The 15,127-nt window shown below is 40.5% G+C and carries 7 protein-coding genes; 4 read left to right on the forward strand and 3 right to left on the reverse strand.

The genetic code is table 11. From position 1 onward, the window contains the following. Nucleotides 1–157 precede the first annotated feature (157 nt). Both ACN222_RS08500 and ACN222_RS08505 read right to left on the reverse strand, forming a co-directional pair. A complete protein-coding gene (locus tag ACN222_RS08500) occupies nucleotides 158–2,797 on the reverse strand; it encodes a hypothetical protein (protein ID WP_237087536.1) in 2,640 nt (879 codons plus the stop codon). A gap of 280 nt (nucleotides 2,798–3,077) precedes the next feature. Further along, nucleotides 3,078–4,277 carry an MFS transporter gene (locus tag ACN222_RS08505; protein WP_010995880.1) on the reverse strand — a complete coding sequence of 400 codons (1,200 nt, stop codon included), beginning with the start codon at nucleotides 4,275–4,277 and terminating at the stop codon, nucleotides 3,078–3,080. A 774-nt stretch (nucleotides 4,278–5,051) separates the two neighbouring features. Here ACN222_RS08505 and ACN222_RS08510 point away from each other — a divergent pair. The 4 genes from ACN222_RS08510 to ACN222_RS08525 all read left to right on the forward strand — a co-directional run bounded on the left by ACN222_RS08510 (nucleotide 5,052) and on the right by ACN222_RS08525 (nucleotide 10,387). Further along, nucleotides 5,052–7,613, forward strand: a complete 2,562-nt coding sequence (locus ACN222_RS08510) for a type II CAAX prenyl endopeptidase Rce1 family protein (protein ID WP_010995881.1) — start codon at nucleotides 5,052–5,054, stop codon at nucleotides 7,611–7,613. 703 nt (nucleotides 7,614–8,316) lie between these two features. Next, nucleotides 8,317–8,664, forward strand: a complete 348-nt coding sequence (locus ACN222_RS08515) for a Mo-dependent nitrogenase C-terminal domain-containing protein (RefSeq protein ID WP_010995882.1) — start codon at nucleotides 8,317–8,319, stop codon at nucleotides 8,662–8,664. A 22-nt stretch (nucleotides 8,665–8,686) separates the two neighbouring features. Continuing rightward, nucleotides 8,687–8,959: a cupin domain-containing protein gene (locus ACN222_RS08520; RefSeq protein WP_010995883.1), complete on the forward strand. Its 273-nt coding sequence runs from the start codon at nucleotides 8,687–8,689 to the stop codon at nucleotides 8,957–8,959. 465 nt (nucleotides 8,960–9,424) lie between these two features. Then, complete coding sequence (locus ACN222_RS08525; RefSeq protein ID WP_010995884.1) at nucleotides 9,425–10,387, forward strand: phosphatase PAP2 family protein; 963 nt, start codon at nucleotides 9,425–9,427, stop codon at nucleotides 10,385–10,387. A 30-nt stretch (nucleotides 10,388–10,417) separates the two neighbouring features. On the opposite strand, the gene ACN222_RS08530 is transcribed toward ACN222_RS08525, so the two are convergent. Next, the gene (locus ACN222_RS08530; RefSeq protein ID WP_044521046.1) at nucleotides 10,418–14,641 is read right to left on the reverse strand and encodes a chemotaxis protein CheB; all 4,224 of its coding nucleotides are present in this window, start codon (nucleotides 14,639–14,641) and stop codon (nucleotides 10,418–10,420) included. Nucleotides 14,642–15,127: the final 486 nt, after the last annotated feature.

The following is a 15,127-nucleotide window of genomic DNA, read 5'->3' on the forward strand; positions in this document are numbered from 1 at the left end:
GTCAAATCTAGTATCTTTTTATTCTGTGGTAAAACACTAAAAAAAGCTCGACCCACAAGAGGATAGAGTTTTTCTCGACTGCCTACAAGGAAGGTGTTAAACCAGAAGTAAAACAACTGACAACTGGCAACTGACACACAGCACAATAAACTCAATATCAAAATCGAAAGCCTCCTTCAAAACGAGCCTCAAATATGTCTCCACTCATGCCAATTCGAGACTCCCAAAAGTTATTACTACCAGGAGTATTATGCTGAATGAGCAAGCCATAAGAGAAATTAGAAACTCGATTTCTGGTGCCTTTGTCAATATTTCGGAAATTTTGTAAATAAGCACCAACAGACCAATGAGGATTTATTCTTTTTAGACCATCAAATGTATAGAAAACTTCATCTCTGATTTCTACAGAAGTATTAAACTCTAAACCTGTATTTAAACCCCATTTTCCCTGAATAAATCCTAATGGTGTGAGACTAGATTGATTATCTACAAGTAGAAAGGCTGTAGATAGAGAATAGTTTAAGTTTCTATTTTGGTGAGAGAAAAAGTAGCTTAAATTTAGGTAATTCGGATTCTGAGAATTGGCTGCACTGTTCCAAGAAAATTGCAAAGATGGAATGTGGTTAGTAATACTTCGGGTTTTTCCATCTGCATCAAATTCTATATGAGTGTTGATAAAATTCAACACTCCATTAGTGTAAATACCTAACATGGCTTCTTGAGAACCAAAATTATTTGCGATATTAAATGCACTATCTGGCTGTAAATTAAACCAGATTCCAGAACTAAGACTGTAATTCCATTTCCCAGAAGAACCAGCCCATAAAGCTTCTATCGCGGGTAAAGATAAATATCCCCCAAAAGTCTGTAAATGATTCTTAATTTGACCATCTTGGCTTAATTCAATGCGGTCAAAAGCAATATCAAATGCACGAATATCGATAGGAACAGATGTTATGTTAGCTGAGTTCCAATCTTGAACATACTCCTGACCGTCAGGAGCAGTTAAAGTAACTCGCGTAGCCAAGGAGCGGTTTGGTGTCTGTTGTGAAGAAAAAGGTACATTAACGGATGTTAAACGACCAAAACTATTATTAGAAACTTCTGCTTTAGAGATAAAAGTTTTACCCTCATTCCAAGTACGCTTTCCATCAATTAATTGAACTGCTCGCTGATGATTACCAGTCCGAATTTGCCATAAACTCGAACTATTAGGTGTGATAGTGCTAGGAAAAGTCAGTTTTCCAGAAACTTGCTCTAAACCACTAGTACGGTTACTTAAAAATAAGCTTCTATTCAGTACTTGGTTAATTTTTCTTCTTTGTCCTGGGGTGGATTTTGAGTCTAAATTTGCAAAACCCTCTTGCCTAGATAATCTCTCGCGGGCTTCTTGTAAACTTGCATTTAGATGGGGAAAATTAATCCAGTTAAAAACACCACCGATTAACATTCCTAATGTAGAGTTAGCTGTTTGCAATTCGTCTATTTTGGTTTCCGAGAATGATAAAGATAAGGAAAATCCAGGATTGCTAGAAATATTAGTATAGGTCGCTTTAGGCTCTAAAGAGTCATATTCTAATAGTGTACGACTATGAGGACGGCTAAAATAAAATCTGTGCCAGTCATGTTTATTAATTGTATTCCTGATTCCTAAATTACTGCGTCTTTCGCCTAGAGAAACCCAATATAAAGAATTTAAGTAATATAAATTTTGTTGATTTTCGCTGATTGATCTATTGAGTAAAATATTGAATAAATCAAAGTTACCGAATTGCTCTCTGTTACCAACTTTAATCCCTGGATTAGATGTAATTACAGGAATAAATCTAGTTCTTTGCCTAGTTAAAGGATTTCCCCAAACAAAGCCTGCTTTTTTCAAAGTGTCTTCAGGAATTACGGTTCCGCGAGTCAAACCTACTTCTCCTAATAATGGCTGTAAATCACTTGTGGGAAAATTTTGTAATATTAGAGGATCTTTTTCCGTCGTCAGTGATGAAATATTAGGAACAATAGAAGTTATAGAATTATCTGCACTACTTCTATTAATATTAATAGGAGCAGCAGTAACGCCTACAGGATTATTAACTTCCGCCGCTACTGATTCGACAGCGAATTGGTTAATCCCAATTTCGTCTATGAGTTCTTGAACACCTTGGGGAAGTGAAAAAACTGCCTGCATACCCCAAAGTCTCTGAGTTAATCTAATGGTTTGTCTAGTAACACTATCGGTTGATTCTCCTTGATATACGATTCCACTTTGCCAACCTTTAGTTTCTACAACGACCCGATTACCTGGTAATATCCAATAAAGTTGATCTTTTTTGGGAAACTCGGCAAAGGTGAATCTGTTAATTACAGGTTCTTCCGAAGAAAACTTAGTTGATAAATCAATATATCTCGTATCTTTTAGAGGATTAAAAGTCGAGGAATAAAAACTAAAATTATCTCTGGGATCAATTATCCAAGGGTATTTAGTTGCGCTATTACTAAGGGCATTTAATATAAATAATTCTAAATCTTTTTTTGATATAGCTGGAGTGATATTTTGCTGAATAGAGGTGTCATCTTGCTCAGAGTTAGTATCTGGTGTTTGGAGTGGATTAATTGGAGTGGGAACATTTATTTCATTGGGATTAGGAAAAACTTTTGCTGGCTCATTCGCTAGGGTTGGTGTATAATTTTTATTTCTCCAACGCAAATAATCAACAGATATTACTTCTGATTGTTCCTCATAATTATTATTATGTTCGATTAAATCGATATTTTTTTGAGTTTTAGCATTTACTCTGCTTACCAATAAATAATTTATCAATAAAGATGTGAGTATTACTAAATTAATGGGTATTTTCCCAGAAATAAATATGATATCCACCTATTTAACATACTCTATTTCAATAATTACTTTTGACGTAATTGTGAATATGTTTATAGGAAATTTCAATAGATAAAACTGAAATGTATTTTTAACTATTCTGAAGTTGTGAAATGTATTAAAAAACAAAGTATCTGTAGGGTGGACATTGCCCACTCTACTCATATTCCAGAAATCAAATATTAGTTTGTGGGTTTTTAAAAAATTAATAAGGCAATATACGAAATCTTCTGCTTAAAAGAATACAGACACTTACTAATACAAAAGCAAATTCAGCTAATAAAAAAGCACCTATAGATGTGTTTCCTAATTCTTTGATGAGCAGCGTAACTATGGCTGTACCGCCGGCACTACCACCAAAATATAGTCCTGTACCTAAACCTGCACGACTGGGGTGAACCTTACTTAACACTAAGGGAATCATGCTGATAAACACTAAACTGAAGCTAATACCAAATGCCAGGATGAAAGCGATCGCCAGTTTATCGCTGTCATTTAACAAGGCTAGCCCCATTAAGGCCGTCATTGCACCCAAACCCAGTAGCATAGATTTATTTGCACCTAGTTGTGCTGTCCAATCGCCCAAAGGAACAGAGACGATCGCCGAGACTAACAACATGGCAGAAGCAATAAATTCTACTGTCAGGTTGGGTAGTTGTATTTGTAATACTTGGGGAAATATTGATAAAAGTAGGTTAAGTTCAATTCCTGTCCCTAAGCCAATGATGAAAATCAGGATAAACATCTGCACAGGAGTCTTAACCGTTGGTTCTGAGTTGAGGCTAGAGATGTGCAACGAATGTTTAGGCGTGAATAATTGCATAATATATGCTGCCAAAATTAAAGCGATCGCTCCCACAAGAAAGGTGATAGATGCACCCATATTGTCGAGGCAAATATTTAACACGGGATTGATAGCGCCTATCAGTCCTAAGACGAACACCAACACTGCATTCGCTTGGGGTAACTCGCTTTTAGGGGCAAATTGCGTTAAAAGTGCGATCGCCGGGGCGCGGAAAATAATTATGGCGATGACCCAAACAGTCATCAACACCGGCACAACCCAACGTATACCTATGGGTAAATTCTGTTGAACTAACAGTGATACAGCTACAAAAATGACACCAGCTAGGACTACCCCTAGACTAATCATAGGTAAGCGACTACCCAAACGCTGCTGAATGCGATCGGACAACCCACCAATCATCGGTTCAATCACAGCTATTAGTAACCCTTGCCATATCCCCAACCAGCCAACCAGTCCGACAAATTCCAATTCCTCTAAAATCCTCGGTTGATAAAACTTGTAAGCCATCCAACTGAAGATGATGGCAGCTAATAAAGCGGCTAATCCCCAAACTTGTCGCCATAAAATTTCGGGGCGGGTATTGACAGAGTTAACCATGATTTTGCCGAAATTTTCTAGATTGGTTGTGGAATTGTATGACAAATTCCCTAATTAAAATCGCATTCAAAAATGCAGAATCTTTTGCTATTTGTACAATTGCTCATTAATCCGTATAACATACTAATGCTCAGACTGCTAGTAAGAATGTAGTAAATAATTCTCTTAATTACTCATATAATCAATTTGGTTTATCTAATAAATCCCTAATGTGAACTTGACCACTTACAGTAATTTCATTTTTCTGACTAGTGATAAAAAATACCTTAATTTCGATAATAAACATTGATAAACATAGTATTTACGTAGAATAGGCTGTTTTTATATAGGCATTATTTTCTACACAAGCACCTAAATCGGCTATCTTTTTTAAGATATATCTGTATGAAAAATGACTGACAATGCCGTTGCAAATACTCTTAATAATAGTATTAAAAATTCAATTACACTTTTATATCTAAGGTTTTCCTGTCCCAGTATTTCCATATATGCTTAAGTGCTAATATATAGATATATGATTATTGTTGATATATAAGACACTTACAGTTCGGAATAAATTCAGTATTTGTAGCTTTCCAATATCACAAATAAAATTTTATCAAAGGTAGCCTTGTTAACAGTTAATAGTCCAATTACCCATGACAAAAATTCCTATGCCCTTGTGGGTGAGGATTTGGAAATTTTGGTATCATAACTGCCAGGAAGGCTTGAGTATCGTCTTACACTTGCGGCAATATCTGACATAACCAATCTCCAAGGTATGATTTGACAGCAATGCAAAATGAAAAACCGTCGAATAAACAACGGTTGCAACAGAAGACGAAATTACGATTTGGGATATTCGTTGTTTTATTACTACTGAGTGCGATCGCTGTCTTGCTGTTTTACCCGCGAACGTCTACGGTGGAACATACGCCATCAAGCAATTACGCCATTCACAAACAGCAAGACTTCAATCAATCACAGTTTTATCCACCAAATCAAACTGTCAACCCTGACCTTTATCAACCTGTGGACAAATGGGCAGGTAGATTAGTATTGCCAAATCAGCAGCAAATACAGCCGGGATCAGATTGGGTATGGATGGAAGTCCAACACGCGCCGCCAGAAGCACAAAATTTAATCGGTAAAGTTGTGCGTTTGGAATGGCAAAACGAGCCAGAGTCACAGTCTTATGTGCAAGCTGTGCAGCAAGATATAAGTTTTACTGATGAAACAAGAGAAAGCCAAGCCAAGGGAATTATTCACCCATTTCGCTTGAATGGTCGTCTGCAAGTAGGGCCGTTGCAATCCCTGGCTGGTGCTAGACCAAATGATGATGTGATCGTCACCTTAGACGATGGTGAGTTGGTGAAAGAAAGTGATAATCAGCCACGTCTGCAAATTGCCCACGAACCTGTAATGGCTACCGGCAGGTTTTATGGTTTAGTAAAAATCCTCAATCCAGAACCAGCTAGTAGTCAATATCCTGCACCGCCAGTTTGTTTAGGGACTTCCCCCTGTCCCAGTGATTTTTTTCGCGTGCGTCATTACAATCGAGTCTCCGGTAATTTCGATGGTATAGAGGAAACGGTGCGGATTCCTCAACAAGTAATTGATACGCGCAATATCCCACCCTCTACACCTAGAGAAATCGAAAAATCCCCCGCCGGACAAGCGGGTTGGTATATTTATGGCGCAAAGAATACTCAAGGAATATTTGTTGTTCAGGGGATAGTACCGCGATCGCTCTTAAAAATCCAGCCACAACACGTAGTTTTAGGACAACAACCAGGGTTAACCTACATAAAAAACCAGAATTGGCAGATTGCACCCCAAGATAAAGGTACAATCCGGACTGTTTTACTTGATCCCACCACCCGCCAATCCCAATTAACCGCATCTAATTGGCAAGAAGGCGATCGCGCCATAGTCCTGCATAACTTTGGTGGTATTGGTGGTAAAAAAAGTGAAGGTAGCACAGCATATACAATCACCGGACACTTCGCTTTTGGACTAGCCCAAGTAGTTCGTGATCCCATCACCAAAGAATTACAATTTGCCATTGAGTATCAACAAATTTACGCCAATAACTCAGATGGGATCATTGCTGGGAGACATTCTTGGGCAGATTACATGGGGAACTTACAATGGGGATGGGCCGCTACAAGACCCATCTCTGATGTCTTAATTAAGTTTGCACCAGTTACCCAAGACTACAATTTTGACGGGATCAAGCTTTCTCCCCTGACAGGATTTCAGCGACAATTGCAGATTATGATGGCGCGCTATCGCACAGGTGATGGTACTGGTAGCGCCACGGTTACCCCGGCGACTTCTTGCGTTCAAGATGCGAATCAAGCACTCTATATCGCCATCCAAGTAATTACTCAGCAAGTAGCCTCAAACCCAGCCATTCAGCAGTGGTTGAGTAATCATCCCGATGATCCCCAAACTGAACGCTTTGGGCAACTAGTGAGATTGAGTTCAGACTTGCAACGCCAATTAACTCCCTTGGGGATCGTCCGTGCAGACTGGAAAAGTCACGCAGATTATCTTACGGGTATTGGGGATGGGACAAAACCTTTTCGCGATGGCGTTCCGCCCAGCGTAGCTGATCGCTCTCCTTGGGCCGCCTTGACAAGTTGGCGGACGATGCTTCCCAGACAAGCACACGATGAAATAGCCGCCTTATTTTTCAGACATGGTGCCAAACTTTGGTTTCTACGCACCAATCAAATCGGCGGCGAAAACCCCGATATTGCCCCCGTAGCACCGACGTTGGGTTTAGGAGAAATCACCATACCTTTTACCAACATTGCACCTATACCCATTTTGTTAAACCGCCTACTGGCATCTTTAGTAATGCCAGAAATACGAGATTGGCTAGTTGTGGGGATCACCGTCTTAATATATAGTGCGATCGCCTTACCTTTAGGCTGGCGTTCTGGCTTTTTGTCGTGGGGTTTTACCTCTGCCAATCCCCTCCACCAACTGGGGATCATCTTACGTGCAATCATCACACCTGCGATCGCCGAGGAATTAGTCTTCCGCGTATTACTCCTTCCTCATCCTCTAGAAGTAATTAACTGGTATGGATGGACATTATGGGCAGGATTTATTTTACTCTTGTTTATCCTCTATCATCCCCTAAACGCCAAAACCCTATATCAGAGGGGGTTTCCGACCTTTTTTCACCCAATATTCCTAACCTTAACCGGACTTTTAGGATTGTGCTGTACAATAGCCTATGCTTTGACAAGTTCCCTATGGGCGATCGTCTTCATCCACTGGATTGTAGTACTAGTATGGCTGCTAGCCTTGGGAGGCAGAGAAAAGTTGTTAATTAGTCAATAGTCAGTGATCAGTGGCCAGTAAAAGAGATGTTGTACACAAAGTCTGCTCCCCACGCCCCTTTCCCCTAAGACATATTTTGTCCCTTTTAATTTTCAAATTTTCTTGTGTTTGTTTGTTAGTTTTACTGTAAAAAAGGGTATTTTCTGGTATGGAGGATGTCAGTTTATTCAGGTTTTGATAAAACATGGACACAAGTACATTAGCTTATGCTTATCAGAGGATCACTGGGAACTTATTAAATAATATTCAGGTCAGTTTATGTAACCTATAAGACATTTTATTTGATACCTCATACTCTAAAATCAAGTATCCGTAGAGTTTAGCCTTAGGAAATATAGCTATAGCATCAGCAAATAGTATTTTTGCTGGTAAAGGTACATCTTAGGGTACTGTGTAGTTTCAGAACTGGAGATTTAAATTTAAGATATGGGATTGCTATCTGGAATATTAGCAATCAATAAGTTAAAGAAATCCCACTTTTATATTTTCTTTGTTATTTTGTATTTAACGGGACAGTTCTTACTTATCTAGTTAAGTTTAAATAACAATCAGTCCCCCTTATTTACCTACAAAATCCCTGAAAACTAGCTGTTTAACGCTTTAATTGTCAATCCTCACAAATTCCTCATAATTTCAGGTTAAACATTGTATGGTAAGTTGCGAAATGGCAAATAGTTGATTCTCTCAAAGGAGATTAAATATTATGACTGTGCTGAAAACAAAAGAGCAACATATTTTTCTGTCTGCTGTTATTCATCCTATTGGTAATCAGCCAAAAAATACTCAATCTAAAATTGATCCATTACAACCTTTACGTCAGTGGATTGATGCACTAGAAATACAAAATCGTAAGCTAGCTCACTTTATTGCAAAATTGATTCCTGCTCAGTGTCCTTTTGAGCGTGACATCGTGGTATTTGGTCGGATTATTGCCCATATTCCCCCCATGTGTAAGCTCAATCCCCTGTATGATCAATTTGTTGGTTTACGTTTTCGCGCTTTGTGTTATTTAGTAGATAAGTGTGGAGAAGATATCCAGTCTTACTGCTAATTGTGAATCGAGAATAAACTACATGGAAATCAAAATTGAGCATCAACCTAGTCCAGAAATACTCCAGAAGTTGGGTGTTTTCCAATGGGGACTTTGGCAAAAAGAGGTCTCAAAATTTCCTTGGACTTATGATACTCAAGAAACTTGTTACTTTTTAGAAGGTGATGTCATTGTTACGCCTGACGGTGGACAACCAGTACAAATGGGTAAAGGCGATTTAGTAACCTTTCCGGTTGGAATGTCCTGTATATGGGAAATTAAAAGCGGCGTGAAAAAACATTATTCCTTTGATTAGCCAAGAGTAAAGCATTAAAGTTGGTTCCCTTCTATTCTCATCTCCTCTCATCTGAAGAATTTTTGGATTTCATCAATCAATTCAGAGATTATATGGAGTTGCAGCGAGTGTTATAAGCTAGAATGACAGACTTGGTAATTTGCTTATATCCGTGTTTCTCAGAACTCGTAGCGACTCCATACCCTAAACAATCTTTTCAAAAATAAATAGTTTCATTTTCCCTTTTTCAAGTTTTCTTGTGTACACAGTTCATGATGGCTACTGATAAGATTCTTATCTAATTACTGAATTATATGTATTAGGGTGGGTATTTCCCGAAAAATTTGGATATGGTGGGCATTGTCCATCCTAGACTTAGGCATTATTTTTGAATTTTGTAGCGCTGGCGCTTCCCGCAGGGTATTTTGAATTGTTAATGTCGCTAGAATTAGGAGACAAAACTATAGTTTTGAGTCCTCTGGCAAAATGTTATTACAGGAATCGCTGAAATCTCAAACTAAAGATGATTCTCGTCATCTATCTGATGAATACTCTTTGATTAGAGCAGTACATACTGCTGTTAAGGGTAGAGCAAGATTTAAGGTGAAGGGGTTGCATGGTTCCCAAGATCTGAAAAGATATATTGAATTACGCTTATTAAACATAGATATCATTACCCAAGTGAGTGCTAATCATTTAACGGGTAATGTGTTGGTGGTTTTTCGCCCTAATTTTAGCCTAAAAGCTATTGCCTCTCTCCTACAAGATATTGTTTTGGACTATAGAAGAGTCTCTGTTAATCTCAGCCGAATTGCAGAGCCAGACATACAGATCATCATACCGCCACAATTAGACAAGCTCAACACTCAAGTTATTCTCGCAGCAGCCACAGCTACTACCTTTGCCTTTAGCGCCGGACTGCTATTTAAATATGGTCTAGATGAAAGTATTTTACTAGGGCTTCAAAGGCTGCACAATCCCCTGCTTGATCAGATGATGCAGTCCATCACGTTTTTGGGTGAACCACTACCTTTTTTATTAATTTCTTCAGGGTTAGGTTCTTATCTCTGGCGTTACAATCGCCATCGAGAAGCAACAGGCTTGGGTATAGCTACAGTAGGTGCAATAGGTCTAAATTTCCTGTTAAAAGAGCTTTTTGGTAGAGCGCGTCCAGCATTGTGGGATTATCTAGTGAATGCAGTCCACTATAGTTTTCCTAGTGGTCATGCAATGGTTTCTACCGCAGTTTATGGTTACATCGGCTATGTTTTAGCCAAAGAATTTCCCCAATGGCGCAGACCGATTTTAGCCGCAACTATGGCTTTAATTTTGTCCATAGGTTTTAGTCGCCTTTATCTAGGGGTACATTGGCCTACTGACGTTTTAGCTGGCTATGCAGCAGGTTTATTGTGGTTAATTGCCTGTATTGTTTACGTAGAAAAGTGCTGAATTAGGATTTTTGTCAGCTTCCCCACACCCCTACACCCCCCTAACCCTTCCCGCCAAGGAAGCAACTAAAGACACCAACTGATATGGTTCGATGGGTTTAGCGATGTGAGTTTGAAAACCTGCTGCTAAAGCCTGTGTGTATTCTGAATCACCGGCGTAGGCTGTCAGTGCGGCGGCGGGAATTTGTCCACCTTCTTCAGCACTCAGCGCCCTCACCTGACGCATTAATAAATAACCATCTTCCTCTGGTAGACCGATGTCAGATAGGAGTATGTCGTAACAGCCGGGATTTTCTCTGAGTTTTGATAAAGCCTCCCTTGCAGAAGCTACTTCTGTGACTTTAACCCCGTATTCTTCAAGTACTAATTTGAATAGTAGGCGGATATCTGGTTCATCATCTACTATCAGCACCCGCACACCTTCTAGGGAAGGTAGATTATCTGTGGGTATTTCTGGCACATTGGTTAAGGTGACTGGCTCTTGAACCGTCGCCACAGGATTTTCTTTTCGGTTAGCTTGCACAGGTAGCTTGATTGTAAAGGTTGACCCTTGACCCTCACCTTGGCTTTCTACCTCCACTGTACCACCGTGGAGTTCTACCAAGTGGCGCACAATAGAAAGTCCTAATCCCAAGCCTTGATTTGAGCGTGTTCTGGTGCCATCAGCTTGGCGGAAGCGTTCAAAAACGTAGGGGAGAAAGTCAGCTTTGATACCAGCACCCGTGTCTTTAACTTGAATTTGCGCTTGGAAATAAGTGTACTCTAGTGTGACATCAATTCTGCCTTTGGTTGGGGTGAATTTGATGGCGTTAGATAGTAAGTTCCATATGACCTGTTGTAAGCGAATTGGATCGCCTAGCATTGGTGTGTGTGTGGGATCTAACTTAGTTTCAATTTGAATATTTTTGGCTTCGGCTGCTAGACGAACCACAGCGATCGCTGCTTCAATTACAGGAATCAGCTCAACTTCTTGAGCATCCATCCTCAGCCTACCTGAGCTAATGCGGGAAACGTCTAACAAATCGCTGATGAGATGGTTTTGAGCCTGGGCGCTGCGCTCGATGGCTTCTAGACCCTGGTTAACTGTAACTTCTTCTAGTTGGTGCGTTCGTAGCAAATTAGCCCAACCGAGCATGGAATTGAGCGGGTTCCGCAGTTCGTGGGAGAGAATTGATAAAAACTCATCTTTGGCATGATTGGCTGCTTCAGCCGCATTCCGGGCTGATTGTTCTTGAGCCAAAAGATGGGTGCGTTCTGCCTCTAGCTGCTTCTGCTGGGTGATATCTTCAATTACCAGGAGAATCATTCGCCTATTGTCTAATAGCGTCATTTTCCGGGCATTGAGCCGCATGATTTTCTGCCCGATTCGCTCGAAGTTATGCTCAACTTCTAGGTTTTGAAATTGGGTTTGTTGGGGGAGAACGTCTTCTAAGAGCGATCGCAACTGAGGAATATTCCACTGTCCATCCCCAATTTCATAGATGAGGTGGTGTTCTGTTTCTTCTGGTGTTACCTGGAATTTTTCGTAGAAAAACTGATTGGCGGTAATCACCTGTAAATCTATATCCAGAATTACTAAAGATTCCCGGATGGTTGCCACAATCGCTTCCGCGTAATCTTTAGATGCTCTGAGTTCTTCGGTGCTGCGTTTCAGGGCATCAATATCAACTAACACGACTACAGCACCGTCAATTTTATGGTCTATTGTCCGATAAGGTCTGATTCGCAGGTCATACCAATGCCCATCATTGTCTTGGACTTCCTGGGTTTTCAGGTTGAGTGTACCTACTACCTCTAGAATTTGTGCCTCTAAGTCAGGAATAGTCAATTTGTGGTTAATATCACTCAGTGGTCTGCCTATATCTGTAACAATCAGGTTAAAGATTCTCCCTGCGGTGGGAGTAAAGCGCCGAATCCGCATATCTCCTCCCAGCATCAGGATGGGAATATTGATACTACTAAGTAGATTCTGTAAATCGTTGCTGACCTGATTTGATTCGACATTTCGCCGTTGTAGTTCTTCGTTAATTGTGTTTAATTCTTCATTGGTGGCCTGAATTTCTTCTTTAGCAGTTTCCAGTTCCTCATTGGTACTTTGCAGCTCTTCGTTGCTGGAAAGAATTTCCTCGTTGGCTGCTCTCAGGTCTTGATTGGTGGCTTGCTGTTCTTCAATAATTGATTGCAGATACTCTTTTGTAGTTGCTAGTTCCTGTCCGAGGCGGTTAATTTCCTGCTCATCATTCATTTGTTGGCGCTGTCTAGAGCTAACGTTGGGATTTTTGCTCGCTGCTTGTGGTGCCGCAGTCACTGATGGCGGCATATCCTCAAACAGAACTAAAAAGTAGCGTTCTCCCCCAGCAGTTAGTTGGAAAGGAATGGCATCAATCCTCACTTGCCTAACTTGTTCACCTTCCCTGAGTTCTATGCCTTCTTTCCTCACCGACATTTCCTGTTTTTTCGCTTGGTGAATGGCGGTACGTAGTTCTAGCCGCAATTCTTCTTTTGCCATCTTCAGCAAATTAAAGCTTGGTCTACCAGGTGCAGGTTGCAGATATGAACTAGTTTGTCCCCGAAACTGCAAAATCTCCAAATCGTCGTTAACAATAACACCAACGGGAGCATATTGATTTAATACAATCCGGTCAGCTTCTTTTTGCATTTCCTGATTATTCAAAACATCCTCGTTGATTTTTGGCTGGGGGTTAAATGCTTCCAAAGGATAGTTTTGTGAAATAAAATCTATACCCAGCCGCGCCGGAGCTATTTTTCGGGAATAAATCTTGTTCTTTCTGTCTACCAAGTTAAACAAATCAAAAAATTCACCCACTGTTTCCGATGTGCCTAACATCAAAAAGCCAGTTGATTTGAGACCATAGTGGAATATTGGCAGGAGCTTCTTCTGCACAGTAGCTCCCAAATAAATTAAGACATTGCGACAGGTAATTAAATCCAGCCGAGAAAATGGGGGATCACTGATCAAGTTTTGTCTGGCGAAAATACACAGTTCCCGCACTGGTTTACTAATTTGGTAACCACCTTCTACCTGCACAAAGAAGCGCTGTAGACGTTCTGGAGAGACATCTGCTACCTCGCTAGGTTTGTAAACGCCGATTCTAGCTTTCTCAATCGCCACTTCATTTATATCAGTGGCAAAAATATTAATGGGTGTATTGGCGACTTTATCTGCCAAAAATTCTAGTAAGCATATAGCCATAGAGTAGGCTTCTTCACCAGTTGAACATCCTGCTACCCAGATACGGATGGGTGAATCCGGCGTACGATTCTTAGTAATAATGGGAAAGACATTAGTCTTTAAGGCTTCAAAGGCTTCGGGGTCTCGGAAAAACCCTGTCACCTTGATTAATAAATCTTGATATAATGCCAGCACTTCCGCCTGATTATTTTGCAGATACTGGGCGTAATCCTCCAGCTTTTCCAGTTTGTACAACATCATTCGTCGCTGGATGCGCCGCTTGAGGGTAGTCTGCTTGTAATAGGTAAAGTCAACCCCGGTAGCAGCCCGTAGCAGACTAAAGATGATGGAGAGTGAATCAGTACCTTCCGGCATGATGTCAACCTGTTTGCTGGGTGTTGGATGATTAACATAGGGATGAGAACTGATATTTGCCAATTCCTCGGCAATTTTTTGGGGGGTGAGGATAAAGTCTACATGACCAGAAGCTACGGCTGTATTTGGCATACTACTGACTTTGGCTGATTCCTCGCACTGGGCAAAGGTAATACCACCCGCCGCCTTGATTGTTTCTAGTCCCCGTGCGCCATCGGAATCGCCCCCTGATAAAATCACGCCAATGGCTCTGTTTCCCCGATCCTCTGCTAAGGAAATCAAGAAACTATCGACTGTCATCGATACACCCCGGATCTTTTCCAGAGGTATCAGTTTTAGTACCCCTTGAGCAATGGTCATTCTGGTATTGGGAGGAATGACGTAAACATGATTTGGTTCCACCGCCATCCCCTCCTGTACTTCTGATACAGGCATTTGGGTTGTTCGGGAAAGAATCTCCGTCAATAAGCTTTTTTGATGGGGGCTGAGGTGCTGAACTAAGACTAATCCCATACCAGTATCAGTTGGCAAATGACTCAGCAATTCTGTGAAAGCCTCTAATCCTCCCGCCGAGGCTCCTATACCAACAATGGGAAACAATTCTTCCTGGTTACCCTTTTGCTCTTCAGAGGCTTTAGCGGTTGAAGTATTGGGTTGAGATTTCTTGGAAGGCCGCCTAGAGTCCATGAGTTTAGCCGAAATAATTCGACGTGTTTAGTGATAATTGGGGAAATTTGCTGTGTCTATGTTTACTGTATCGAAATGTTAACGCGATACAGTGAATTTGGCTATTCGATTTTGTAATGAATAACCAAATTCTTACTTTAGAGGATGTTTGAAAAGTATTATTACTAACATCAAAATCTTAAAAACTTAACCCCATTCCCTGTGGGGAATGGGGGCTTTAAAGCCTATCCCCGTTGCCTAACGGGGATAGGCTGCTACTGTGTACATACAAGTCTGATCAACCTTGCTCCATAACGTTTCGATCCCCCCTAACCCCCCTTAAAAAAGGGGGAAAAAGAATCAAAGTCCCCCTTTTTAAGGGGGATTTAGGGGGATCGAATAACTTGTGTGTACACCGTAGGGATAGGCTGGGAGAGCGGCTCTTAGTATAATTTTCGACTTTTAAAACATCCTCTTAGGAAGAGGAAAAATTTTAATTTAGTTTAT

Origin of the sequence: Anabaena sp. FACHB-595, assembly GCF_048568275.1 — a bacterium.
GTDB lineage: Bacteria > Cyanobacteriota > Cyanobacteriia > Cyanobacteriales > Nostocaceae > Trichormus.

Coding starts and splice junctions, on each gene's coding strand:
- ACN222_RS08510 (WP_010995881.1), top strand. CDS start 5,052: ATGCAAAATGAAAAACCGTCGAATAAACAACGGTTGCAACAGAAGACG.
- ACN222_RS08520 (WP_010995883.1), top strand. CDS start 8,687: ATGGAAATCAAAATTGAGCATCAACCTAGTCCAGAAATACTCCAGAAG.
- ACN222_RS08515 (WP_010995882.1), top strand. CDS start 8,317: ATGACTGTGCTGAAAACAAAAGAGCAACATATTTTTCTGTCTGCTGTT.
- ACN222_RS08525 (WP_010995884.1), top strand. CDS start 9,425: ATGTTATTACAGGAATCGCTGAAATCTCAAACTAAAGATGATTCTCGT.
- ACN222_RS08530 (WP_044521046.1), bottom strand. CDS start 14,641: ATGGACTCTAGGCGGCCTTCCAAGAAATCTCAACCCAATACTTCAACC.
- ACN222_RS08505 (WP_010995880.1), bottom strand. CDS start 4,277: ATGGTTAACTCTGTCAATACCCGCCCCGAAATTTTATGGCGACAAGTT.